A 22,793-nucleotide genomic window follows, 5' to 3' on the forward strand; every position below is an offset into this window, starting at 1 on the left:
GGCCCTGGTCGAGGTGCCGTGGCGAGGCCCGGGTTGGTTGCGTCGCCGAGGCTCGGTCTCCTCTGGCCGTCTTCGGAAACGGGTGGGCACGAGCGCGCAGAAAAAAGATCCGAACGTCTGCAACACCGAGTCACTTCGAGCCGAACACCGGGAGTAGCCCCACGAGACTCGGTCGGCCATTCCGACGCACACCCAAGATCACTTCTGGTCTCAGGTGGATGCGTTGGCGCCGATACGAGCGGTAGCGCGGGGCTCCCAACAAGTCATGCACACGCTCACCGAGAGTCTCTTCCGTCTGTCTCACTTCCTTCCCACCCGGGTCTGCCAGCCCGTTCTGATGGTCACCGCCATGGCCTGCGTTGGAGCCGCCTGCGGGGGCGTGGAAGGCGTGGGTGATGAAACGGGTGGTGATGCACAGTTGGGCTACATCCCCGGCTACGCCGTCGATTGTCTGCCCGATAGCCCGAAGGAGTCACTGGTGTGCATTCCGCAAGCGGATTGGGAGTGCCAGGCGCGCGGTAATTACATTCGGGAGTCGCTCTGCGCGAACTACTTCGGAGGTACGCCCAGCGAATACGATGGAAAACCCAAGATGGTCAAGGTTGACCCCGATAAGGGGGGAGCCGAGGAGCCGACGACGAGTATCTTCTGCGACAAGCTGCCGGAAGGAGTGATCTGGAATGACCAAGCGCATGCCTCCTGCACCGACTGCAACGTGTGTACCCTGCAGCTCCAGGGGCATAACAAGTGGAGCCTCAAGCAGGGCTACGGATGGGACGAATTTGCATGGTGCCCCGGCACCTTCGATGAGATCACTGATGAGATCTGCGTCGACGGCGGTCCCATGGAACTGCCGACGACGGGTGGGGACGATGATGGGGGAGGCATGGGCGGCACCGGCATTTGGAAGTGCTTGGGCTCGTGGACCATCTCGGGCACGATGAACGAGACCAACCTCCCCCAAACGTCGACCGAGATCTTCATGTCGCCCGAAGGCGTTCCCGATTGTGTGAATGCGACGGACGAGTCAGACGCCGAGGCCATGTGCACATCGCTTTGTGAGACGAAAAATGGAATCTATGAGCAGGAGGCCAACAACAGCGCCTCGAAGAACTGGGTCCCATTCAACTGCGAAGAACTTGACGAGTTCACGCCGATCGAGGCCACCGATCCCTCCGAATGCTCGGGAGGAGGACCGATGGCCTTGATGGACCCAGCTCCGTTTACGGCGAACGCGACCCTGAAGATCGGGGGGTCGACCACCAGGAGTGATGATCTGGGTGGCCTGATGGAATTCACGATCGAGGAGTGCCCTGTGACACGCCAATCATGCGACGTCTCCATCACGGAGATCCGTGCCGACGCCCGCACCGTGCATGGAGTCCACACCGATCGCTCGGGCGTCGCAGTGTCCTTCACGATCGCCGATCTTGAGGTTCGGATGCTCCAGCCGGTCCTCGGCCAGTGGGATCGGACGACGGGAATCGTCACGTTCCCTGACAAGGACCTGTTCGCCACGATCTCGACCGGCGATATCACACTCGATGGCGGGCCGCTGAGCTCCGGTCTCGCTCGGTCCTTGTTCGAGGTCGAGGGCGCGCATGGCACATGGGATGGCCGCCAGTTGACCCTCGAACTCCCGTGGCGGAAGGATGGCGTCTCGCTGTCGCTGCAAATCAACGCACGATGACAGCGCGCGGAGGCATCACACCTCTGGACCAGTACCGCGCGCTGTGCTACACATTCTTCCGATGCTGGCGCAGCAGACTTGTCGGCGGGCCATCTTCTTGACGCTCCTGTCGTCCGGGTGCGATGAAGACCCCGCAGGATGTGTCGGTGTCGCGGGCACTGCGGTCTGGGATGCATCCCCGGACCGACGACTCTGCGTCCTCGACGATCTCGTTGTGGAAGGTCGCACACCGGGAGAGCTCGGTGTGCTTGTGCGCGTCGAGGAGGTCGCCGGGTCGCTGGTGATCCACGACAACCCGGCGCTGAAGCAACTACCGGCCTGGCCATCCTTGGTCCGGATCGGCGGCTCGCTGTCGATCTCAGCGAACTCCGAGCTGGGCACCGTGCAGGGGTTTCCCGCCCTCACTGAACTGGGCAGAGGCCTCTATGTCGCCGAGAACCCGAAGCTCGCCACCTTTGAACTCGGTGGCGCGCTGACGGTTGCCGGCTCCGTGTTCTTCGCGCTCAACCCACGGCTCACGCGAATCGCGGGCCTGGCGACGCTCGAGGAGGTCGAGCATGATGTGTATATTGGTGACAACGCTGCACTCGAGGTCGTTGAAATGCTCGCCCTTGCCGAAGTGAGGGGCGATCTGCAGGTAGCGAACAACTTGAGTCTCCGCGAGGCGAAGTTTTCATCGCTCCGATCTGTGGCTGGCACTTGGTCAGTCGCACACAACTCTGCCTTGAAATCACTCACTGGTTTTGCCGCGCTGGAACGCGCCTGGCTGGTTAGCATCGACGATAACTCCGCCCTGACTGAGTTAGAATGGACGAGCACATTCGAAGTGGTGACGTCTCTAAACATTGTCGACAATGAGCGCCTCGAGCGCGTCACGGGCGGCCCAGCGGTCCATTTGGCACCGACCACCCAGGTGACCATCGCGGGCAACTCTGTGCTGGAAGACATCGTCGGCTTCACGGGAGTGAAGTCGTTGGACGGGCTCACCATCGAGGAGAACGCCGCGCTACTCGCGGTATCGGGCTGGTCGGGCTTGGCCAGCATCTCGGGCCGCGGACTTTCCATCGCGCGTAATCCCACGCTGACGGGCCCGGACGGGTGGTTTCCCGACCTTGCGGAGGCGAGCGCTTTGGCATTGTTTGGAAACGCGTCTCTTGAACCAATGACGGTGGACGCACTATTGGCTCATGTCGCGGTCGAGGGTGCTACACGGGTTGGCGACAACAAGGGCGAGAGTACCATCCTCGATCCATGCCCCTGGCCTCGGGATGGCATCTGCGACGCCGCGTCCGGCCGATATGGACCCGGGACGGCATTATGCCTCCTGGATTGGGAGGACTGTGCATAAAAATACCAAGGTCATCTTGATGCTGCCGATTCTCGCTGTGTGCGCGGTGCAGGAGGCTTGTGCAGGATCGCCCGATTCTGCTGGTGAACACGTCAAGTTCATTCTTGAGAATACGTCGCGGCAGCTGTGCGCAGGCAGTGTGCCATATTTGAACAGCTATGTGGAGCGCGTGTTCGGTTTCTTTGAGGAGCCTGTCCCAGACGCGTACATGGTGCCGGTGCACGTCGTAAACGAGTCTGCATGCCGACATGGCGCTTGTTACCGTTCCGGCGACGAGGAGGTGTTCATCGACGAACTGGATAGATCAGGTGTGCGCACGATCGGTGTACTTAGACACGAGTTGACTCATGCAGTGATCGACCACGTTTGGGGGCAGAGCGTACCATTCTTCGGGGAGGGTCTCGCCGAGGCCCTATCGCAAACCGCAGACTGGTCGCAGATTTCAATGCAGATCATTCCTGTGGGTAAAATGTTGGATAGTGAAACCGATAGCCTCGACTACACTGCAGCGGCCCGCTTCGTACGGTTTCTGATCGATGCCCGGGGGCTCGCGCGCTTCAAGCGGTTGTTCCAGGCCTCATCCGAGCGCACTCAGGATAGTATTCGCATGGCCTTCGTTGAGGTCTACGGCGAAGACTTCGACACTCTGGAGGCCGAGTTTCTCTCGGGTGCGCCAAGGTGTACATTCCAGGTTGATATTTGCGAGATGGATAATGCCGAGCCGGTCGGGTCCAGTTGGTCGTTGACCTTCGCGGCGTCCTGCGACGACCCCGATTTTTACGGTAGCATCGGTCGCGAGGGTGAGAATATAGCTACACAGCGGACGATCTTCGTCGAGTCTGCGGGGGTGTATCACCTGAGTGCTTCCTCACCGGTGCTTCTCGCCCGCTGTGGTGACTGTGACGAGCAGTTCATTCCGAGTCTCGTGTATGAGGGTAACGTTCAGCTCCAGGAGGGCCCCTATACCCTGGAGGTCACGATGACCAAAGATACCGTCGTGACGCTCGAGATCCTTCGGCAGACGGACCCGTAGGCCAGCAGCACCGGCAGCCTTCACCACCAGTGCACCGAAGCATGTCATCTCACCCACCAGCTCCCTTGGGTCTACGTTGTTCCATGAGGTCGAGCCCATTGCCGCCAGAGGGTTTACTGGATACGGTCAATGATCACATCTATCGGCGCGTTGTCGCCAGGAATGAGGGGCGCGCGAATGTTGAGGAGGTAGCGCCCGGGGCCGAGGTATTGGGTGACATCGTCCTGGGAGGAGAACAAGGAGATGGACGGCACTGGCGCCGGACTGCCGATGCTGCAGCCACGGAGGCCTGCGACCGGCTCCGTTGGCCCACCTGCACTGTCAAAATGGAAGCGATACATGCCCTCCGAGGCGAGCTCGATCGGGATGGGCAGCTCGCCGGTCACGACGCCGGAGTTCCGGAGCGGGCCGGTGACATCCTCGTCTTCGCAGGTTTGCGTGAGCGTCAGCTTGAGTTGGTCGCCGACAGCCCGGACGTCTCCTTCGCAGTAGGGGTCACTAAAGGCGGTCTGCTCACGGGAGGCGATGGCGGCGAGCGCGTCGGACCACGATTCGCCGAAGCTCGCCTCGTACGTGGCGCGGACCTCCGCGAGTTTCGCATCGCGTGGGACCTCCCGCCAGAACGCCTTGAAGGCGGCGATCCCATGGCGCTCGATCGTCATGCCGACGAAGCGAGCGGCGAGCGTGTATTGTTCGCCGGACAATGTACCCGCGTCCAGGAGACTCTCGATCGCCTGCGTGAACACCGCTGCGTCCTGAGGGGCGGCAACCCGAGGTTGGCTTGAGGCATAGCTAGCGAAGCCCTCAGTCAGTACGCGATGGGATGTGCCGAGCGTCAGCAAATGGGCGGCGTGGGCAAGCTCGTGGAGATATGCCAGGTAGATCGATTCGATCGCCGCGCCTCCAACCGTGGCCTGGGCGCAACCGGAAGCGTTGTCACTGCACGTGAGTGTGGAGTTGTCCTCCACCCACTCGTACTCGATTGAGAGAGGAGGGGGGTATGGTTCGCTCAGTAGGTCGAAAAGGAATTCGACTTGCTTGTCGGTCTCGCGCGCCAGTCCTCCACACGGGGCGAAGGGCTGGTCGCTCATGTAGCGCACATAGTGGGTCTCCAGGAAGGGACCCTCATCGGAAGTAGCCTCGCAGGCTGCACACCCGAGCGAGGCGAAGAGAATGCTGGCGCGCACGTGCCTCAAGGATCGTGGGATGGGTCGGTTGAGGCAACTGCGCGTCATGCGCTAATTGCGGCCCTGGGTCGTCTCAACCTTGACCGCCCCGAAGATGGTCGGGACCTCCATCCTGAGGTCGAGCGAGCCATCCACGAGCTGACCCACCACCGCGGTCGGGTTGCGCAGCCAGAAGGTCTCCGCCCCGTTGTCGAGCAGCGCGTGGGAGGTGCCCTTCAGCTGGGCGTCGATGCGGAGCAGGAGGCTGCCTGCCGGGAACGCGACCTGGCCGTCGGGCAGGGCGATTCCGAGCGTCGGCTTCCCGAGCTGGACGCGGAGTCCGGACACACTCTTGTCGACACGACCGAGCGCGCCGAGGTCAACGTTCAGGGGAAATGCTGAGTCGGTTTGCTCGAGATCCAGACGGCCGAGGTAGAACGGGCAGGCGTTCTCGCCGCACGCGGACGTCGAGTATTCGAGCGCGCCGCTCAGGGCCAAGGGACGACCCGACCCAATCGTCACGTCGAGCTGGAGGCCACTCACTTTGTCCGCAGCGCTATCATCATCGGCCATGGAGTTTGGCCCCTTCGACTGGAGGTTCTCGGCGACATCGGCGCTGAACATGAGCCCGCAGTCGGTGTTGAGATCGCAGGTGACCTGGCGGTCGGGCGACTGCACACCGTCGAGCCACAGGACCTCACCACCGTATTCGGGGCCGTAGAGGTTGGGGTCGCAGTTGGTCGAGAGCGGCTCTCCGTAGGTGGGCTCGGCCGACGCCCAGCCGTCGTTCTCGCACTCGTTGTTCGGCGTGCCCAAGGTCTTCGCGCAGGTCGCCGAGCAGGCGTCGAGGATCTTCGTCATGTTCGAACGCTGGCCGGTCTTGCTGTCGGGGAGGTTGAAGACGGCGTGCTGCCAGTCGATCATTGGCCACTTGAGGCTGATGATCTCGTCCTTGCGCAGGCCGGTGTGGGCGAGCAGCTGTAGGGCCCAGGCGCTCATCGGCTCGATGTAGCCGCGGGTGGCGACGCGCATGCGTACACCTTGCTGGAGAACGGTCTCGAGGCTGCGGCGCTCGTCGGGGCTCAGGAAGCGCTCGACCCGGTGCGAGGCGAAGCGCTTGGTGTTGCTGACCGGGTTGCGGATGTTGGCGAGCTCCCAGTCGCGGATGATGCGGGAGTAGGAGCTGCCGAGGCTTCACTGCGGCTGGGAGCAGATGGTGGTGTCGATGCGGAAGTTCGATTGGGTGGTGTGGCGCTCGGCGTGGAAGACGTCGAGGGTGTAGGTGAGGCCCATGGCCAGCCCGAGGTTGTCGAGGGCGACGCTGCCGGGGCTGTTGCCGTGGACACCGCCGATGTCGATGACGAGCTTCTTGTTGATGAAGACCCACACGTCGTCGTCACCCGTGAAGGTGAAGGTCTCGCCGCCGGTGTAGGTGAATGCGGTGTGGATCTCGGTCGTGAAGTGGAAGTTGTGGTTATTTCCCTGGTTCCCGAACAGCATGTTGTCGATCGGGAAGAAGTTGTTGTTCTGGTATGAATAGACGCCGGGCTGGATCTCTTGCAGGTCGAGGACGATCTGCGTGGATTGGTTGATGTCCTGGACGTTGTTGTACCATTGATTGAAGGTGGGGGCGTCGGTCAGCATCTTGGGGTTGCCGACCTGGTTGAAGACTGGCTTCTTGTCGACGCCGAGGTCGGGTTTGACGAGGTCCTTGACCACGCCGCAGCAGTAGGTCTCGAAGTCGGGGTGGCCGATCTTGAAGTCGCGGATCGTGGCCTTGAGCTGCAGGCCGCACTCGACGTTCTCCCCGGTGGTGCCGCTGGTGCTGTCGCCGCCGCTCGTGGAGCTGTCGGCGCCGCCGGTCGTGCCGTCCGTCGTCGAGGCGGAGAGCTGGCCGGTGCTGGTGCTGGCGGTGTCCGTGCCGGTGGTGCTCAGGTCGGTGGTGGCGCTGGAGTCCGTGTTGCTCGTCGCCGGGTTGCTGGTCGCGCTGGTGTCGGTGGTCGAGGCGGTGGCCGAGGCGGTGCCGGTGGTCACGCCGTTGGTGGCCTCCGTCTGGCCCTCGCTGACGCTGCCCTGGGTGGTGGGCTCGCTGTTGCTGTTGCTGTTGCTGACGCTGCCCTGGGTGGTGGGCTCGCTGTCGCTGTTGCTGGCGCTGGTGTCGGAGCCGCCGCTCGAGCCCTGGGTGGCGCTGGCAGATCCGCCGGTGTTGTCGCCGCAGCCGAGGCTGAGCGCGAGGCTCATGGGCAGCGCGCAACCAAGGAGCTTCATTGTATTTTTCACCATAGTTGCCCAGCTTACAGAGCTGGGGCCGGGGCGCAACGGGTGTTCTCACGGGGTCGCGCGGCGGCCTGTGAGCCGCTCACGCGTCCGGGTGAGACGTGGGGCGCTGGCGCGCTGACAAGGCTCTTGGGGCAGGTTGACGCGCGGGGTTGCGACCTGGTCCTTGGGACATGTCAGTGGTCGCTGCGATCGACGAGGGCGCGGGCCTGGCGGTGGAGCACGAACATGCGGCCCTGGTCGACGAGGCGCAGGTCGTGCAGCTCGAAGGGGCCGCGCATGCCGGAGGCGGCGATGGTGGCGGCGGCGAACGCGAGCGTGAGGTGGCGGCGGCCGGGGGTGAGGGGAGCGGCGGACTGGCCGACGGCGATCGGCTGGAGTTGGCCGTCGCGGTTGCGGCCGTGGAGCACGGCGGTGACGGCGTAGCGGCTGTCGCTGGCGACCTCGAGCTCGAGCTCGGCGCGCAGGCCGTCGCGGTGGTGGTCGACGTGGGCCAGGCCGGTGAGGCGGGCGGTGGGGACGCTGACGGCGACGGCCGTGGTTGCGCTGCGGCGGACGGGGCGGTCGGCGATCGTGGCCGCGAGCTCGACCTCGATGGTCCAGAGGCGCGCGTCGGGCTCAGCTTGCGCGGGCGCCTGGACCGGCAGGTCGACGCGGTAGCTGCCATCGGCCTGGGCAGTGAGGCGGCGGGTGAGGGCGCGGCCGTCGGGGTCGACGAGGCGGGCGCTCTGCTGCTCCGCGGCGACGGGGCGGCCGCGGTGGAGCAGGCGGGCCTCGACGCGCAGGGAGTCGCCGACGAACACGACGTCGCGGGCGGCCTGGATCAGGAGGACGAGGTCGCTGTCGCGCTCGAGGATGTCGAGGCGGACGGGGGCGTCGGCCTCGGCGCGGAGCAGGAACTTGCCGGTGCCGAGGTCGCGGTCGAGGGTGAAGGCGAGGTCGTCGGCGGGGCCGACGGGGTTCAGGCCGGCGCCGGGTCGGAGGGTGCGGCCGTCGGGGGTGGTGACGCGGATCTCGCGGGCGGCGGGGCTGAGCTTGAAGAAGGCGCCGGGGCTGGAGATCGCGAGCGTCACGCCGGAGCGGAGGGCGGCGGGATCGACGGTGCGCGCGTGGCCGGTGGAGGCGGCGCTGTGCGGGGCCGGGCGCGCGACGAGGTCGTCGCTGGCCTGGTCGATCGGCCAGGTGAAGTTCACCGGGCCGCCGACGGGCGCGGTCGAGGGCAGGCGGCTGACGACCACCGCGGCGGCGCGCAGGTCGTCGGCGGTGGCGGGCTCGAGGCGCAGCGGGGTCGCGCGGGCGAGCGTGGGTGAGGGGCTGGCGGCGGGCTCGAGGCGCAGCGGGGTCGCGTGGGCCAGCGAGCGTGACGGGCTGGCGGCGGCCTCTGGAGCGAGCGACGCGGCCAGCAGCAGGGCAATGGTGAGAGCTGTCTTGAAGGCCAGGTGCGTTGAATTCATGGCATGTGGCCGGGTAGCGTGGCGATTCATGGCGTCGTGGCGCGGGCGGGTCTGGTGGTGAGGCATGGCGGCTGCGCGGGGTGAGGCTGTCCCGGAGGACAGGTGGCTGGGATGGCGGGTCATGGCTTCACGTCCTCGCGGAGGAAGAGGTCGAGGTAGAAGCAATTGCGGCGGCTCTGGGCGTGGCTGAGGGGCTCCTGCTCGTAGGTGTATTCGATGTCGTGGAACCACTCGTGGCCGGCGCCGCCCTGGGAGGAGCAGTTGAGGAATCCATCGGAGCAGCTGTCCAGCCACCACTGGGTGGTCTCGAGGCCGACGCCGAGGCTGTAGCCGCCGCACCAGCTGTCATTATCGAAGGGGGAGGAGTCGACATCGGTGCCGACGACGGCCCACAGGTCGCGCGGGAGGGCGGGGCGGCCGGCGGTGCCGAGCAGCCAGTTGGCGTTGTAATAGGCCATGTTCTCGGTCTGCTGCATGATGACGGCCTCGGACTTGTAGCCGAGCAGCCAGCCGAGCGACTTCTCGAAGGTGGTGCCGGAGACGACGGCGTTGGCGAGCGGGGTGCCGAGGCTCGAGGGGGCGAGGGCGTCGACCCAGCGGATCGCCGAGATGACGGCGGGGTAGCGGCTGTCGTAGGTCGGATTGGAGAGGATCCATCGCAGCATGTTGCCGCCGTTGGAGTGGGTGATCACCAGCAGGTCGGTGATCTTCTTGGCCTTGATGAAGCTGCTGAGCTGGCCCGCGAGGCAGCCGGCGGCGGCCGGGTCCCACATGTACTTCTCGAAGTCGCAGTTGACGACTACGTAATTGGTGGTGTTCGGCAGGCCGAGCCGGACCGAGTCGACCATCGCGGCCGTCCAGTAGTCGACGAGGGCGTTGGTCTGCTTGCCGGTGCCGTGGACGAAGGCCACGCCAGTCACGGCTGCCTGGGCCGGCGATGGCGCGACCAGCAGGGCGAGCGCGAGGCCGATGGATGTACGTGTACAGGGCATGAGGTGCTGCTTTTTCTCCCATTGTCCTATAGGCCCCGGACCGCGCGTGCGTCAACCCGCTTACGCACAGGAAAGATTTGTATCGAGCATTACATATATTTCCCGATGCGCGCGTGGCGGTGTGGGGTATAAGCGCGGCGCTCAAAATGACGGAGGCGCGACACGACCATCCCCTCGATTGGGTGCGGCTCTACACGGACGGGGCGTGCAAGGGCAACCCGGGGCCTGGCGGCTGGGCGTACATCCTGCAGCACCCTGCGAGCGGCAAGGAGCGGCAGGACTCGGGGGGCGAGGCGCACACGACCAACAATCGCATGGAGCTGATGGGGGTGATCCGCGGGCTCGAGGTGATGCGTCTGCCGCTGACGGTCGACCTCTACTCGGACTCGCAGTACGTGCTCAAGGGGCTCGGGCAGTGGATGGCGGGCTGGAAGCGCGGCGGCTGGCGCACCGCCGATGGCAAGCCGGTGAAGAACCGCGAGCTGTGGGTGGCGCTCGACGAGCTGATGGTCCGGCACACGCTGCGCTTCCACTGGGTGCGCGGGCACTCGGGCCACCCGGAGAACGAGCGCTGCGATCGCATGGCGGTCGCCGCTCGCGACGCGGCGCGGCACGGCGGTTGAAGCTGGGAGCGCAGGGCTCCACGACGACCTCGACTACTTTGGCGTCGGGTCGGGCTCGGGGGCGGTCGCGCCGGTGGGCGAGGGCTGGGCGGTGGTCGAGCGGCCGGGTCCGCCGGGTTTGTTGGGCTTCCCGGGACCGCCGAGCGTGTGCGGTTGGCCGGGAGCGAAGGGGCTCCCGGCGCCGGTCGGCGTGGTCGGCAGGGCGCCGGTCGGCGTGGTCGGCGGCGGTGGCGGGCGCAGGGGGCCCTTGCCGGGGGCGGTGATGCGGTCCATCGCCGGCAGGTCGCGCTGGAAGATCACGGTGATCTCCTGCTTGTGGCGCTCGTCGATGCCCTTCTTGGCCGCCTCGAGGGTGACCTTGCCTGGCACGTAGCTGAACCACAGGGGCTGGCGGTCGAGCTCGAGCTTCTCGAGGGTGGCGACGATCGTGGCGAGCGCCTCGGGGGTGGGCGAGCTGAGGGTGATGCGACAGCGGATCGTGTGGCACTCGCTGTTGGCGACGGTGATCGCGGGGCCCTCGGGCAGCGCGAGCTGGCGGACGGCGGCGACGATCTGTCCGAGCAGCGCCTTGTGGGCGGTCTGCCAGGCCTCGAAGGTGGGCTCCTTCTTGAAGGGCTGGGGGGTGTAGTACTCGCGCAGCTGGGCGAGCAGGAACTCGGCGCGGGGGCGGGTGAAGGACTCGTAGGGGAGGTCGCGGGCGCCGCTGCGCGGGGCGGTGGGGGCGACCTTGCCGGCCTTGCGGTCCGCCTCCTTCTGCTTGCGCTCCGCGTCGCGCTTGGCCTTGTCGGCGAGCTTCTTCGCCTCCTCGACCTCGGCGGGGCTCGGCGGCGGGAGCTTGCCGGCGGGGACGTGGAGGGCGTAGTGGAGGGCGAAGGCGCCAGCGCCGAGGGCGACCGGGAGGAGCCAGGTGCGCAGGGCGATGAGGACGGCGGCGGAGCGGGGGCGAGCGGGGCTCATGGGATCGGGATGCGGACGTGCCAGGCGCCGTCCTCGTGCACGAGGGTGAGGGTGTAGGTCTCCTGCTGGGCTCCCAGCAGGCGGACGTGGGCGGTGGCGCCGTCGTTGTCGACCAGCTCGGTGTTAGCGAGCTCGAAGGTGGGCGACACGTCGACGATCTGCAGCATCTCGGCCGGCTCGATGCTGCGGCGGCCGCCGACCTGGTCGGAGGCCTGGGCGGCGGACTGCTCGAGCCGCGCGAGCGCGGCCTTCTCGAGCAGCGGCAGCACGGCCGTCATGTCGCCGCTGCGCACGGCGGCGGTGAAGGCCTGGGCGGCGCGCACGGGGTCGCTGCCCTGCTCGCTGCAGGCGCCCGAGAGCGCGGCCCAGGCGACCAGCAGGGCGGTGCGCAGGACCGGGTGCAGCTCGATGTGGACGCCGAAGGGCGGGCCAGACCGCGGGGCTGGGCGGCGTGGGGTGAGCTGGCCCGGGGGACAGGTTGCGATGGGTGCCGGCTGGCCCGGGGGACAGGTTGCCTGGTCTTTGGGACAGATTGCGAGGGTGGTCGGATCGGGTACCGGCGTGGGTGCCGGCTGGCCCGGGGGACAGGTTGCCTGGTCTTCGGGACAGGTCACGCGTCGTCCTCCTTCACGCGATGGAGGCCGAGGCGCTTGAGCAGCTCGCGGAGGTAGTAGCGGGTGATGCCGGCCTCGGCGGAGGCGCGCGAGAGGTTGCCGTCGTGGGCCTCGAGCAGGTGGGTGAAGTAGCGGGTCTCGAAGTCGTCGAGGAGGGCCTGCTTGGCCTCCTTGAACGGGATCGCGAAGAGGGTCGCGGGGTCGAGGCCGCCGGGGGTGACGGCGCCGGGGCTTACGGTGATGGCCGGGTCAGGGCTGTTGCGTTGGGCGGAGGCGGGGGCGCGGCCGAGGTGGAGGTCGCCGGGCTCGATGATGCCGGGGGCGGCGAGGTAGGTGGCGCGCTCGATGGTGTTCTTGAGCTCGCGGACGTTGCCGGGCCAGGGGTGGCGGAGGAGGGCCAGGCGGGCGGCGGGTCCGAGGGCGGGGGCGTGTTTGCCGTCGGGCAGTCGGCGGGCGGTGTCGGCGATGAATTTTTCGGCGAGGGCGAGGATGTCGTCGCCGCGGTCGCGCAGGGGCGGGAGCTCGACGGACATGACGGAGAGGCGGAAATAGAGGTCCTCGCGGAAGGCGCCGGAGGAGACCATGGTGCGGAGGTCGCGGTGGGTGGCGGCGACGATGCGCACGTCGACCTTGCGGACGGTGCTCTCGCCGATGCGCTGGACCTCGCGGCGGTCGAGGACGCGGAGCAGCTTGGGCTGGAGCTCGAGCGGGAGCTCGCCGATCTCGTCGAGGAAGAGGGTACCGCCGTGGGCCTCCTCGAAGCAGCCGGCGCGGTCGGTCATGGCGCCGGTGAAGGAGCCCTTCTTGTGGCCGAGGATCGCCGCCTCGGCGAGCTCGCGCGGGAGGGCGCCGCAGTCGAGGACGACGAAGGGGCCCTTGTGGCGCGGCGACTCGTCGTGGAGGGCGCGGGCCACCAGCTCCTTGCCCGCGCCGGTCTCACCGCCGACGAGCACGCTCATGTCGGTGTCGGCCACGCGCTCGAGCACGGCGTAGACCTCGCGCATGGCGGGGCTGCTGCCGAGCATGGCGCCGTAGTGGTCGCGGCCCGACAGCGGGACGTGGACCTCGTCCTCGGCGAGGAAGGCGATAGCGGTCTTGCCGAGCAGCATCGTCATGCCGGGCTCGATCCACGCCTCCTTGACGCGGACGCCGTGGACCACGCTGCCGTTGGTGCTGCCGAGGTCGCGCAGGAGCACGCCGCTGGGGCTGACCATCAGCTCGGCGTGCAGGCCGCTGATCGAGGTGTCGGTGAGGACGAGGTCGTTGACGGCGCTGCGGCCGATGGTGAGGCGGGCGCGGGCGGCCTGGATCTGGGCGCCCTGGTCGGGGCCGTCGGTGACCCGCAACATGACCCGTCGCAGCGAACGCGAGTGCTGCTGGGGCGGCGCGAAGGTGGTCGTCAGACTCGCTTCGCGGGGCTCGGGGGGCTTGAACGACACGGCGAGGAGGGACTGGCCCGGGGGCGCGAGTGGGGCCCGATCGAGGGGCGATCGAGGGTCGATCGATGGCCGATCGATGGCCAGTGGAAGTGGAGCGAGGCGCTAGTTGAGGAGTTTGTCGCGGGGCCGATCGCGCTGCGGCTGGACCACGCGCAGGTGCTTGGACCTGGGCCCGCGCGCGGCCACTTTGCCCGAACTCGGGGGGCTGCGCCAGCGCCAGGCCACGGCGAGCGCGACCAGGGTGGCGACCAGGATCGGGACGGCGTGCGGCCAGGCGCCGCGGAGGAGCGGGCCTGCGAGCATCAGCGCGGTGATGAGCCCGGCGAGGCCGCGGCTGGAGATCGGCAGGGCGCCGAACAGCTGGACCGGCTGGCTGCCGAACACGACGCCGAAGCCGACGACGGCGGCGAGGTCGGCCGGGAGGGTGCCGCCCGTGGGCCAGGTGAGCGCGCTGGGGACGGCGAGCCCGAGCAGGCCGAGGGCGAGGTAGCCGGCGAGGGCGGGGAGCAGGATGAACGTGAGATAGCGCTGCGTGCCCCAGCGGGCCTCGAGGTGGCCGCCGATGAACCACTGCAGGAGCAGCGTGCTGACGAGGCCGCCGAGCTGGCCCTCGGGGAACAGGACGATCGCGCTGAGGGGCTGCCAGAGGGCGAGGTCGGCGGCGAAGCGGGCGTTGAGGACGAGCTGGGTCGCGAGCGGGTGGTCGGCGAGCAGGGCGCTGGTGGCGGCGGCGATGACGAACAGCCAGAAGCCGCCGCGCTGGAAGCGGGGCAGGCCGGCGAGGATGGAGGGGCGAGCCACGGTCCGCGACTATAGCAGCGGGGGGGTGAGAGCACATCGTGGGCGGGTGATCGATTCGCCGACGAGTGGGGCAGCACATCGTGGGCGCGCGATCCACAAGTCGACGAGATGGCCGTGGGTGGGGGCAGCACATCGTGGAGGGCCGATCCAGTCGGCGGTTAATTGTTGGCGGGTACGGTGGCGCGGGCCGGTTATTTGCGATCGTCGCGGGCGATCCGCAGGCTGGTGGGCATGAGCAACGCCAACCGCCGCCAGCACCGCATGTTCGAGACCCTTCACACCGAGTATCACCTGCGCCTCGACGAGTGCGTGGGCGTGCGCGACAAGCACTCGGGCGAGTGGTACCGCGACCATCCGGCGCTGCGCTTGCGGGCGATCCAGGTGCCGTCGGTCGGGGCCGACTCGGAGTTCATCGGCCGGCGCTTGCAGTTCTGGGGCGAGTGCGACGATGTCACGACCTCGCCGGTGATCGGCGTGGACCGGCCGCAGCGCGCGTCGCTGCGGGGCTACATCAGTCTGGCCTGCGCGGGTGAGATCGCGGCCTGAGGCCGGGTCGCGACCGCGGCGAGGTGGTCGCGCGGCTCGCGGGGCGACCACTGCGACCGCGGCGAGGTGGTCGCGCGGCTCGCGGGGCGACCACTGCGACCGCGGCGAGGTGGTCGCGGGTTAGCGGCTCGCGGGGCGACCACGGTGAGGTGGTCGTGGCGGGTCAGCCGGCCTTCTCGGCGGGCTCGGGCTTCGCGGGCTTCGCGGGCTTCTTCTTGTCCGTGGCCGACGGGCCCTTGGTCGGGTCGGCGCCCGGCGGGGCGGTCAGCGACGAGGGCGTGGTGGGCGGCGTGGTGGTGGGCGGCGTGGTCGAGGGGACCGTGCTCGGCGGCGGGGTGGCGGCGGCGCTGTCCGTGGGCGGCGTCGCGGCGGTGTCGGCTGGGGGCGTGCCGGCGGTGTCGGCGGGCGGGGTGCCAGCGGTGGCGGCGGTCGGGTCCGCGGGCTTGAGGGCCGGCGGGTCCTCGTTCTTGTCGTAGCAGCACATGACGCCGCCGTTGCGCTCGGAGGTGACGGAGCCGCAGCCCTCGGCCTTGCCGAGCGAGATGCGGGTCTGGCCCTTCCACACGCCGTCGCGGCACTTGCCGAACTGGCAGTTGTCGCCGCAGCACACGGGCTCGGCGCAGTAGCCGGAGTCCATGCAGGGGAACACGGTCTCGGCGGTGGGGGTGGGCGGGCACAGCTCTTCGGACTGGCCGTGGCTGATGGCGGCGATGAACTTGCCGGGGCCCGCCTCCTTGTTGCAGGCCTTGAAGGTGGTGTGGGACTTGAGGTCGTCGTTCTTGCCGTTGGTGCCGCAGACGTGCCAGCCGGCGGCGCACACGTCCGAGGGGACGGTGCACACGCCGCCCTTGATGTCGTCGCCGCAGGCCTTGCCGGTGGGCTTGTCGCGCAGGCTCTTGGTGCCCTCCCAGGTGGCGAGGCAGCCGGCGACGCGGCGGTGGCGGGTGATGTCGGCGAAGCCCTCGCGCTGACCGTCGGCGCAGCCGATGACGGCGGCGTCGCCCTTCTCGCTCTCGATGAACTTGATGCCCTGGAGCGAGCGTGGGGGGTCCTTGGCGCCGGGCTCGTCGTAGCCGCCGACGTTGGGGCCGGGGCCGCAGACGCATCCGGCCTGCAGCAGGAGGCCGAGGCTGAAACTGAACGCCAAACACTTCGCGAGGGTCGGAGCCATAGAGGCCGCAAGGATAGGCAAAAGTTGGCCGCGGGCCTAGGGGTTCGACGCCGACCTGCCGAATTTGCGCGCCTCGCGGACCCCTTTGCGGACGAGATGGCCGCGGCCTGGCGACTGGGGTCGTCAGGGCGGGGGCTGTGCGTCGTCGTCTGGCGGGGGCCTGGGCCCTGCGTCGTCGGCGGGATCGGGCTCGTCTGCGCGGGCGAGCAGGGCGCGGGCCTTGGCCTTCGACTTGTCGATCAGGTAGGCGATGCCGACGCTGGCGAAGAACAGGCCGACCATCGGGAAGGCCATCATCAGCTGGCTGACGGGCTCGGGCGGGGTCAGGAAGGCGGCGATGATGAAGATCATCACCACGGAGATCTTCCAGAAGCGCAGCAGGCTGCGGTGGGTCAGCACCCCTGCGAAGGCGAGGAAGGCGATCAGCAGCGGGAACTCGAACACGACCCCGAAGGCGACCAGGATCTTGGTGGCGTCGCGGATGTATTCGTTGAGGGTGAGGTTGTAGACGACGGCGGTGGCGGCCCCGCTGGTGCTCTGCGTGTACGAGAGCAGCCACTGGATCGTCCACGGGAGGACGACGTAGTAGCAGAAGGCCGCGCCGAGCAAGAACATGAACACGCTGGTGGCGACGAAGGGGATGACGTAGCGCTTCTCGCGGGCGTAGAGCCCGGGCGCGATGAACATCCAGAACTGATAGAAGAGCACCGGCGTGGCCAGGAAGATGCCGCCCGCCATGGCCACGCGCATGTCGGTCATGAAGGCGTCCATCATCGCCAGGACCTGCAGCACGGGCTTGCCGGGCATGTTGGCGGCGACCCAGGCCTTGTGCAACGGGACGGCCAGGAACTCGCGCAGCTCGGTGGCGTAGATGAAGCAGAGGACGACCGAGACGGTGACGCCGAGAGCGGCCCGCGTGAGCCGGCTGCGCAGCTCGCCGAGGTGGTCCCAGAAGGACATCGGGGTGTCGCCCTCGGGGCCCTCGGCGAGGCCCTCGAGGCCGTTGTTGACAGTGGGGGCGCTCATGCGGCGTCGGAGCGGTCGCTGACCGGGCTGGGGTATCTGGGCGCGGGCGGGACCACGAGGCCGCTGCTCGTGGCGGTCGAGGCGGTGGGCACGGGCTTGCTGGCCTCGGGGACAGGTGCGGAGGCGGCGGGTGAGCTGGCCTCTGGGACAGGTGGCGATGGTTTGGCGGGCTCGTCGTCGAGGGGCTCGTTGGCGCTGACGCGGCCCTGGAGGGCGGCGGTCTCGCGGCGGGTCTCCTCGCGGTGGAGCTCGCTGAGCTTTTGTTGGGCCTTCATGGCTTCGGCGCGGGCGCGGCCGAGTTCGCGGCGGGCGAGCTCCTGGGCGGTGAGGAGCTCCTGCTTGGTGCCGTGGTAGGCGGCGCGGATCTCCTCGATGGGCTCGCGCAGCTCCTCGGCCTCCATCACCTGGGCGCGGAACTCCTCGGCGGTGCGACGGATGCTGCCGTAGACGCGGGCGAGGGTCTTCATCATGCCGGGCAGCTCGCGCGGCGAGAACAGCATCAGGATGACCAGCCCGACGACGACAAGCTCTGTGATGCCGAACCCGAACACTGCGCAGACCATAGCAGCGTCTCGCGGCGGCGGCGAGGGGGCGGGCGCGACCCCGGGAGGCCGCTACGGGCTGAGCAGCACTGCTGAGCTGAGGCCTGGCTCGGGTGGTGTCGCCCGCGGCGCGGCTAGCTCTTGTTCGTGCGGCCGGGCCTTGCGCCGCGGCGCGGGGCGGGGCTCAGGCCGACGCGGGCGGCGAGCTGCTCGATGAGGCTGCGCTGGTACTGCATGCCCTCGCGGACGGACTCGAGGCCGTCGAGGATCGTGTCGGCGCCCTGGGCCTGGGCGCGGTGGGCCTTGCTGAGCTGGGAGACCATCTCCGAGATGGTCTCGATGGCGCGGGTGATCTGGCGCGAGCCGCGGGTCTGCTCCTGCGTGGAGCGCTCGACGTGGCGGGTGATCGTCTTCATCTTCTCGGCCGAGCGCATGATCTGCTCGGCGCCGCGGGCCTGCTCGGAGGTGGCGGTGGCGACCTGCTGCACGGTGGTGGCGACGACGTTGATGGCGTCGGTGACCTGCTTGGAGCTCTTGGTCTGCTCGACGGCGACGCGGGCGATCTCACGGACCATCTGGGTGCTGCGGCGGGCGGAGTCGGAGATCCGCTTGAGCGCGTCCTCGGCCTGATGGCTGACGCGCACGCCGTCGTCGACGGACTTGCTCGAGCGCTGCACGGCCTCGATGGCGTTGCGGCTCTCGCGTTGCACGGCCTTGATGATGTCGACGATCTCCTTGGTGGAGGTGGCGCTGCGCTCGGCGAGGTCCTTGATCTCGTCGGCGACGACGGCGAAGCCCTTGCCGTGCTCGCCGGCCTGGGCGGCGATGATGGCGGCGTTGAGGGCGAGCAGGTTGGTCTGCTCCGAGACGTCGTCGATGACGCTGAGGATCTTGCCGATCGCGCTGATGCGCTCGCCGAGGCGGCCGATGACGGTCACGCCCTCGGCGGAGTGGGTCTTGATGTTGTTGATGACCTCGATGGTTTGGTTGATCGCGTCGACGCCGCCCTCGGCGGCCCACACGACCTCCTCGGACAGCTGGGCGGTCTCGTTGGCGTTGTTCTCGACCTGCTGGATCGAGCCGTCCATCTCGTTCATCGCGGCCGAGGTCTCCTCGGCGGTGCTGCTGAGGGCCTCGATGTTCTTGGCGACCTCCTTGACGGAGAAGGTCATCTCCTCGATCGAGGTGGCGGTCTCCTGGACGCTGGCGGCGAGGTTCAACATGCTGTCGGCGACCTCGTCGTTGGCGGCCGCCATCTCGAGGATCGAGCTGGCGCTCTCCTCGGCGTTGGAGGCCAGCAGCTCGACGTTGTCGGAGATGCCCTTGAGGCCGCCGTTGACGGTGGTGAGGGCCTGCGAGGTCTCCTCGATCGCCTGGGCCGAGGAGGTGAAGCCCTCGTTGAGCTCGTGCAGCAACGCGGTGGCCTCGTCGTCGAGGCCGCCGCTGGGGATGCCGCGGTCGATCATCGTCTGCAGCTGGGCCGCGTCGCGCAGGGCGCCGTCGCGCTGGCTGGTGACCTCGGCGAGGCGGGTCTGGACGCTGCGCAGCTCGACCTGGTCGCGCGCGTGGGCCTCGCGTACGCCCTCGACCTCGCTGGCGTGGCGGACCCGCTGCTCGGTGAGGCTGCGGCGCAGGTCCTCGAGCTCCTGGCGGTGCAGCTCGGCGTCGCTGTTGCCCTGTCGGCTGCCGCGCTCGTGCAGGGTGCGAAGCTCGAGCTCCTGGGCGCGCAGCTGCAGCTGCAGGCCGCGGTTGTCGGCGTCGAGGGTCTGGGCGCGGGTGGCGAGCTCCTGGGCCTGTTGTTGGGCGGCCTGGAGGTTCTGCTGGGTGGCGAGGAGCTGCTGCTGGGTGGCCTGGAGCTGGAGCTGGAGGTTCTGGGCCTGGGCGCCTTGGTCGGTGGCGGCGCGCTCGGCCTGGCGCGAGCGGCCCTCGGCCTCCTTGAGCGCGAGGCGGTCCTCGTCGGCGCGGCCGAGGGCGAGCTCGGCGCGTGAGGCGATGAGCCAGCCGGCGACGCCGGCGGCGACGCCCGCGACGGCGGCGGCCGTGGTCGCCGTGGGGGCCTGCAGCGCGAAGGCGGCGGCGATGGCGGCGAGGCCGAGCAGGAGGGGCACCCAGGGCGGCAGCGGGAGGCGGTGGTCCATCGTGCGGGCCGGGCGATTGTACGGGAGCGCCGACGCAAGCTCCAGATCGCGGGGCGAGCAAAGCCGCGCGAGATTGGCGGGTGAGCGCGGCGGGACGGGCGAGGACCCGAATGGGGCTCAGAGGAGGGGCAGCTGGGTGCCCTGGGCCTGGGCCTCGACGCGGGCGCCGAGGTCTTGCAGGAAGCGGCGGGCCTCGCCGGCCCATTCGGGGTCGCCGCGCAGGAGGATCTGCGGGCGCTCGCAGGTCTGCCAGAGGGCGAGGACGGCGGCGCGGTCGGCCCGACCGGGGCAGCGGGCGCAGGCGATCTCGATGCGGCGGGCGTCCGGGTGGGCGGCGTGCCAGGCCTCGACCTGGCGGCGCACGGCCTCGGGGGCGTCGACCAGGAGCACCGCGCCGGGCTCGCTCGCGGGCGCTGGGGTGCTGCGACCTGGCCTTTGCGACCTGTCCCTTGCGCCAGATGTGGTGCGGGCGCCGGAGCTCCAGAAGCCGGGGGCGGCGACGGCGTCGTGCGGCCACAGGCGGACGCGGGCGTCGGGGGCCCGGGTCGCGGCGGCGATCGTGCCCTCGAGGTGGGGCAGGAAGCGCGGGTGGGCGGTGAAGGGGACGCGCTGCAGGCAGCGTTCGGCGACCGTGCGGGCGTCGGCGGCGGTGGCGACGAGGATGACGACGCTGGCCGAGAGGGCGTGGAGGGTCTCGAGGGCGGCCGGGGTGAGGGGGCGGGGCGGGTCTGGTTGCGACCAGCCGGGTTCGGCGCGGAGGAGCAGCCACTCGCAGGGGGTGGCGGCGGCGAGTTCGCCGAGGGCCCAGGTGTAGAGGCAGGTCGGGCCGCCGCGGGGTTGCAGGCGGAGCGAGCTGCCGCCGAGGGGCAGGCCGGAGGGGAGGGTGCGCAGGAGGAGGCGGCCGACCCCGAACTCGCGGTCGTGTTCGACGAGGACGGCGCGGGCGAGGGCGGTGCGCTGGGCGGGCGCGAGGTTGGCGAGGGCGAGCGCGTAGATGAGGTCGCGGTGGGCGATCCACGGGCCGGGGACCAGGCGGGGGGCGGCGCCGATGTGCGACAGGAAGCAGGTGCGGCCGCGGGCGCAGAGGTCGAGGCTCAGGCGCTCGCGGGCGATGAGCTGCTGCACGAGGTGGAGCTCGGCCTCGCTGGTGTCGCTGGTCATGCGGGGCCCTCCGCGGCGGCTGTCCCTGGGGACAGGTGGCGGGGGCCGCGGCCGCGGGCGGCGCGGAAGAACTCGCTGAGGACGGCGCCGCAGGGTTCGGCGAGGACGCCGGGGCAGACCGCCATGCGGTGGTTCAGGCGGGGGTCGTCGCACAGCGAGAACAGGCTGCGAGCGGCGCCGGCCTTGGGGTCGGCGGCGCCGTAGACGAGGCGGGCGACGCGGGCGTTGACGAGGGCTCCGGCGCACATCGGGCAGGGCTCGAGGGTGACGTAGAGGGTGGCGCCGTCGACCCGCCAGCGGCCCTGGTGGCGGCAGGCCTCGCGGAGGGCGACGACCTCGGCGTGGCCGCTGGGGTCGGCCGCGGCCTCGCGGGTGTTGAAGCCGGCGCCGATGATGGTGCCGGCGTGGACGACGATGGCGCCGACCGGGACGTCGCCGCGGGTGGCGGCGGCGCGGGCGAGACGCAGGGCCTCGCGCATGTACACGAGGTCGAGGTCTGGCGCCGCGGACATGCGCGGGGAGCATCGCGCAATTGCGCGGGCCGGGCAACCGTTACTCAAGCTGTCCGAAAGGACAGGCGATCGACGGGCTTGTGATCGGGCGCTTCAGGGGTTGAGGAGGCGGTTCAGCGCCTCGGCGGCGGCGCGTGAGGCCGGCTGCGGGCGGGCGGCGTCGCCGAAGATCGCGGCGAGTCGGTCCTCCATCGGCTGCGATTCGTGGGCGCCGGGGCGGCCGTGGAAGCGCGACTGTTTGGCGAGCTGCCAGCGGACCACGCGGCCGAGCGGGCGCAGCAGCAGGGCGCCGACGCGGTTGCGGCGGGCCAGCTCGGCGAAGTAGTCGCTCAGCGTGTGGCGCTGGAAGCCGAGCTTCGCCTGCGACTCGCGGGTGTCCATCCAGTCCTCGAAGTACCAGGCGGCGTCGATCTCGGGGTGGGGCACGGCGAAGGCGGCGTCGTGGAAGGGCGCGAGGCCGAGGGTGTGTTGATAGCGGGGCATGAGCTCGCGCTGGCGCGTGCGGAACTCGTCGGCGCCGCCGATGTACAGGATGCGGCCGTCGACGTCGGCGTCGACGGCGTTGGCGAAGGCGAGGGCGGCGTCGCGGGGGTCGAGGCCGTGGCTGCGGCTGTCGCGGGGGAGCTCGAAGACCATGCGCATGGTCCTCGGGTCGCCACCGCCGGGGGTGAAGGGGAGGCAGGTGCCGATGCGGAGGACGACGTGGGGGAGCTGGCTCTGGCGCAGCAGGAGCTCGGCCTCGACCTTGTGGCCGGCGTAGGCGTCGGCCGGGGCGACGGGCGTGCTGGGCGTGAGCAGCGGGAGCTCGCGGGCGCCGTTGCGGGGGCCGTGCACCGTGTAGCTCGAGGCGAACACGATGCGTGGCGGCGTGGCGAGGGCGGAGGCGGCGGCGATCAGGTTGGCGACGGCGTCGACGTTGACGGCGCGCGCGAGGGCGGCGTTGAAGTAGGCCGGCGGCGGGATCACGGCGGCGAGGTGGACGATCGCGTCGGGCTTGTGGGTCGCGACCAGGTGATTGAGCTCGGCGGCGTCGCGCAGATCGGCCCAGGCGACGCGCAGGCGCGGGTTGGCGGCCAAATTCGCGGGCAGCTTCGCGGCGAGCTTGCGGGTCCGCGGGGTGGCGGCGTCGCTGGCGATGACCTCGAAGCCGCGGGTCAGCAGGGCGTCGCGCGTGTGGGCGCCGATGTTACCGAAGGCGCCGGTGAGCAGGACTCGCATCGGGGTCACGCTATCACCGTCGGCGGCCGGAGAGGAAGCGCGGGCGCTGGAACCGGGAAGGTCCGGCGCGAGCTCGGCAGCTGCG

Annotated in this window: 21 protein-coding genes; 5 read left to right on the forward strand and 16 right to left on the reverse strand. The window is 69.3% G+C overall.

Translation table 11 applies throughout. From position 1 onward, the window contains the following. Nucleotides 1-265 precede the first annotated feature (265 nt). From IPJ59_RS33735 to IPJ59_RS33745, 3 genes are all read left to right on the forward strand, one after another. Complete coding sequence (locus tag IPJ59_RS33735) at nt 266-1,690, forward strand: hypothetical protein (RefSeq protein WP_293246329.1); 1,425 nt, start codon at nt 266-268, stop codon at nt 1,688-1,690. Nucleotides 1,691-1,751: 61 nt separating this feature from the next. Beyond that, nucleotides 1,752-3,038, forward strand: coding sequence for a receptor L domain-containing protein (locus IPJ59_RS33740; protein ID WP_293246332.1), 1,287 nt, complete (start codon nt 1,752-1,754; stop codon nt 3,036-3,038). Nucleotides 3,039-3,057: 19 nt separating this feature from the next. Next, on the forward strand, nt 3,058-4,071 hold the full coding sequence (locus IPJ59_RS33745) for a hypothetical protein (protein ID WP_293246335.1): 1,014 nt from the start codon (nt 3,058-3,060) through the stop codon (nt 4,069-4,071). A 113-nt stretch (nt 4,072-4,184) separates the two neighbouring features. On the opposite strand, the gene IPJ59_RS33750 is transcribed toward IPJ59_RS33745, so the two are convergent. From IPJ59_RS33750 to IPJ59_RS33770, 5 genes are all read right to left on the reverse strand, one after another. Then, a complete protein-coding gene (locus tag IPJ59_RS33750) occupies nt 4,185-5,162 on the reverse strand; it encodes a hypothetical protein (protein ID WP_293275421.1) in 978 nt (325 codons plus the stop codon). A gap of 147 nt (nt 5,163-5,309) precedes the next feature. Further along, the gene (locus IPJ59_RS33755; protein WP_293275422.1) at nt 5,310-6,269 is read right to left on the reverse strand and encodes a site-specific integrase; all 960 of its coding nucleotides are present in this window, start codon (nt 6,267-6,269) and stop codon (nt 5,310-5,312) included. 162 nt (nt 6,270-6,431) lie between these two features. Further along, nucleotides 6,432-7,505, reverse strand: a complete 1,074-nt coding sequence (locus IPJ59_RS33760; protein ID WP_293275423.1) for a fibro-slime domain-containing protein — start codon at nt 7,503-7,505, stop codon at nt 6,432-6,434. 185 nt (nt 7,506-7,690) lie between these two features. After that, nucleotides 7,691-8,968 (reverse strand): DUF4785 domain-containing protein, encoded by a 1,278-nt coding sequence (locus IPJ59_RS33765; protein ID WP_293275424.1) that lies wholly within the window; start codon nt 8,966-8,968, stop codon nt 7,691-7,693. A 119-nt stretch (nt 8,969-9,087) separates the two neighbouring features. Next, the gene (locus IPJ59_RS33770; protein WP_293275425.1) at nt 9,088-9,960 is read right to left on the reverse strand and encodes a hypothetical protein; all 873 of its coding nucleotides are present in this window, start codon (nt 9,958-9,960) and stop codon (nt 9,088-9,090) included. Between the two features lie 146 nt (nt 9,961-10,106). On the opposite strand from IPJ59_RS33770, the gene rnhA reads away from it, so the two are divergent. Further along, nucleotides 10,107-10,583 carry a ribonuclease HI gene (gene rnhA, locus IPJ59_RS33775; protein WP_293246353.1) on the forward strand — a complete coding sequence of 159 codons (477 nt, stop codon included), beginning with the start codon at nt 10,107-10,109 and terminating at the stop codon, nt 10,581-10,583. A 33-nt stretch (nt 10,584-10,616) separates the two neighbouring features. Here rnhA and IPJ59_RS33780 read toward each other — a convergent pair whose 3' ends face one another. The 4 genes from IPJ59_RS33780 to IPJ59_RS33795 all read right to left on the reverse strand — a co-directional run bounded on the left by IPJ59_RS33780 (nt 10,617) and on the right by IPJ59_RS33795 (nt 14,394). Continuing rightward, nucleotides 10,617-11,540 (reverse strand): hypothetical protein, encoded by a 924-nt coding sequence (locus IPJ59_RS33780; RefSeq protein WP_293275426.1) that lies wholly within the window; start codon nt 11,538-11,540, stop codon nt 10,617-10,619. Next, nucleotides 11,537-12,154, reverse strand: a complete 618-nt coding sequence (locus IPJ59_RS33785) for a hypothetical protein (RefSeq protein ID WP_293275427.1) — start codon at nt 12,152-12,154, stop codon at nt 11,537-11,539. Before IPJ59_RS33785 ends, IPJ59_RS33780 begins: the two co-directional genes overlap by 4 nt. Continuing rightward, nucleotides 12,151-13,593: a sigma 54-interacting transcriptional regulator gene (locus tag IPJ59_RS33790; RefSeq protein WP_293246362.1), complete on the reverse strand. Its 1,443-nt coding sequence runs from the start codon at nt 13,591-13,593 to the stop codon at nt 12,151-12,153. Before IPJ59_RS33790 ends, IPJ59_RS33785 begins: the two co-directional genes overlap by 4 nt. A 102-nt stretch (nt 13,594-13,695) precedes the next feature. Continuing rightward, nucleotides 13,696-14,394 (reverse strand): hypothetical protein, encoded by a 699-nt coding sequence (locus IPJ59_RS33795; protein WP_293246364.1) that lies wholly within the window; start codon nt 14,392-14,394, stop codon nt 13,696-13,698. A gap of 231 nt (nt 14,395-14,625) precedes the next feature. On the opposite strand from IPJ59_RS33795, the gene IPJ59_RS33800 reads away from it, so the two are divergent. Beyond that, a complete protein-coding gene (locus IPJ59_RS33800) occupies nt 14,626-14,940 on the forward strand; it encodes a hypothetical protein (protein WP_293246366.1) in 315 nt (104 codons plus the stop codon). Between the two features lie 163 nt (nt 14,941-15,103). Here the strand turns inward: IPJ59_RS33800 and IPJ59_RS33805 are convergent, their stop codons facing one another. The 7 genes from IPJ59_RS33805 to IPJ59_RS33835 all read right to left on the reverse strand — a co-directional run bounded on the left by IPJ59_RS33805 (nt 15,104) and on the right by IPJ59_RS33835 (nt 22,708). Continuing rightward, nucleotides 15,104-16,111, reverse strand: a complete 1,008-nt coding sequence (locus tag IPJ59_RS33805) for a hypothetical protein (RefSeq protein WP_293275428.1) — start codon at nt 16,109-16,111, stop codon at nt 15,104-15,106. A gap of 123 nt (nt 16,112-16,234) precedes the next feature. Continuing rightward, entirely contained in the window at nt 16,235-17,137 is a 903-nt protein-coding gene (tatC, locus tag IPJ59_RS33810; RefSeq protein WP_293246370.1) for a twin-arginine translocase subunit TatC, read from the reverse strand. After that, nucleotides 17,134-17,688 (reverse strand): hypothetical protein, encoded by a 555-nt coding sequence (locus IPJ59_RS33815; RefSeq protein WP_293246372.1) that lies wholly within the window; start codon nt 17,686-17,688, stop codon nt 17,134-17,136. Before IPJ59_RS33815 ends, tatC begins: the two co-directional genes overlap by 4 nt. 125 nt (nt 17,689-17,813) lie before the next feature. Next, entirely contained in the window at nt 17,814-19,817 is a 2,004-nt protein-coding gene (locus tag IPJ59_RS33820) for a methyl-accepting chemotaxis protein (RefSeq protein ID WP_293275429.1), read from the reverse strand. Nucleotides 19,818-19,934: 117 nt separating this feature from the next. Continuing rightward, complete coding sequence (locus tag IPJ59_RS33825) at nt 19,935-20,978, reverse strand: hypothetical protein (protein WP_293246377.1); 1,044 nt, start codon at nt 20,976-20,978, stop codon at nt 19,935-19,937. Then, the gene (gene tadA, locus IPJ59_RS33830) at nt 20,975-21,490 is read right to left on the reverse strand and encodes a tRNA adenosine(34) deaminase TadA (protein ID WP_293275430.1); all 516 of its coding nucleotides are present in this window, start codon (nt 21,488-21,490) and stop codon (nt 20,975-20,977) included. The genes IPJ59_RS33825 and tadA overlap by 4 nt, the downstream gene beginning before the upstream one ends. Before the next feature lie 93 nt (nt 21,491-21,583). After that, nucleotides 21,584-22,708, reverse strand: coding sequence for an NAD-dependent epimerase/dehydratase family protein (locus IPJ59_RS33835; RefSeq protein ID WP_293246383.1), 1,125 nt, complete (start codon nt 22,706-22,708; stop codon nt 21,584-21,586). Nucleotides 22,709-22,793 lie beyond the last annotated feature (85 nt).

Source organism: Nannocystis sp. (assembly GCF_016714285.1).
Classification (GTDB): domain Bacteria; phylum Myxococcota_A; class Polyangia; order Nannocystales; family Nannocystaceae; genus Nannocystis.

Excerpts from the sequence above, each read along its gene's own strand:
- IPJ59_RS33735 (WP_293246329.1), top strand. The coding sequence starts at position 266 with ATGCACACGCTCACCGAGAGTCTCTTCCGTCTGTCTCACTTCCTTCCC.
- IPJ59_RS33740 (WP_293246332.1), top strand. The coding sequence starts at position 1,752 with ATGCTGGCGCAGCAGACTTGTCGGCGGGCCATCTTCTTGACGCTCCTG.
- IPJ59_RS33745 (WP_293246335.1), top strand. The coding sequence starts at position 3,058 with ATGCTGCCGATTCTCGCTGTGTGCGCGGTGCAGGAGGCTTGTGCAGGA.
- IPJ59_RS33750 (WP_293275421.1), bottom strand. The coding sequence starts at position 5,162 with ATGAGCGACCAGCCCTTCGCCCCGTGTGGAGGACTGGCGCGCGAGACC.
- IPJ59_RS33755 (WP_293275422.1), bottom strand. The coding sequence starts at position 6,269 with ATGCGCGTCGCCACCCGCGGCTACATCGAGCCGATGAGCGCCTGGGCC.
- IPJ59_RS33760 (WP_293275423.1), bottom strand. The coding sequence starts at position 7,505 with ATGAAGCTCCTTGGTTGCGCGCTGCCCATGAGCCTCGCGCTCAGCCTC.
- IPJ59_RS33765 (WP_293275424.1), bottom strand. The coding sequence starts at position 8,968 with ATGAATTCAACGCACCTGGCCTTCAAGACAGCTCTCACCATTGCCCTG.
- IPJ59_RS33770 (WP_293275425.1), bottom strand. The coding sequence starts at position 9,960 with ATGCCCTGTACACGTACATCCATCGGCCTCGCGCTCGCCCTGCTGGTC.
- rnhA (WP_293246353.1), top strand. The coding sequence starts at position 10,107 with ATGACGGAGGCGCGACACGACCATCCCCTCGATTGGGTGCGGCTCTAC.
- IPJ59_RS33780 (WP_293275426.1), bottom strand. The coding sequence starts at position 11,540 with ATGAGCCCCGCTCGCCCCCGCTCCGCCGCCGTCCTCATCGCCCTGCGC.
- IPJ59_RS33800 (WP_293246366.1), top strand. The coding sequence starts at position 14,626 with ATGAGCAACGCCAACCGCCGCCAGCACCGCATGTTCGAGACCCTTCAC.
- IPJ59_RS33805 (WP_293275428.1), bottom strand. The coding sequence starts at position 16,111 with ATGGCTCCGACCCTCGCGAAGTGTTTGGCGTTCAGTTTCAGCCTCGGC.
- tatC (WP_293246370.1), bottom strand. The coding sequence starts at position 17,137 with ATGAGCGCCCCCACTGTCAACAACGGCCTCGAGGGCCTCGCCGAGGGC.
- IPJ59_RS33820 (WP_293275429.1), bottom strand. The coding sequence starts at position 19,817 with ATGGACCACCGCCTCCCGCTGCCGCCCTGGGTGCCCCTCCTGCTCGGC.
- IPJ59_RS33825 (WP_293246377.1), bottom strand. The coding sequence starts at position 20,978 with ATGACCAGCGACACCAGCGAGGCCGAGCTCCACCTCGTGCAGCAGCTC.
- tadA (WP_293275430.1), bottom strand. The coding sequence starts at position 21,490 with ATGTCCGCGGCGCCAGACCTCGACCTCGTGTACATGCGCGAGGCCCTG.
- IPJ59_RS33835 (WP_293246383.1), bottom strand. The coding sequence starts at position 22,708 with ATGCGAGTCCTGCTCACCGGCGCCTTCGGTAACATCGGCGCCCACACG.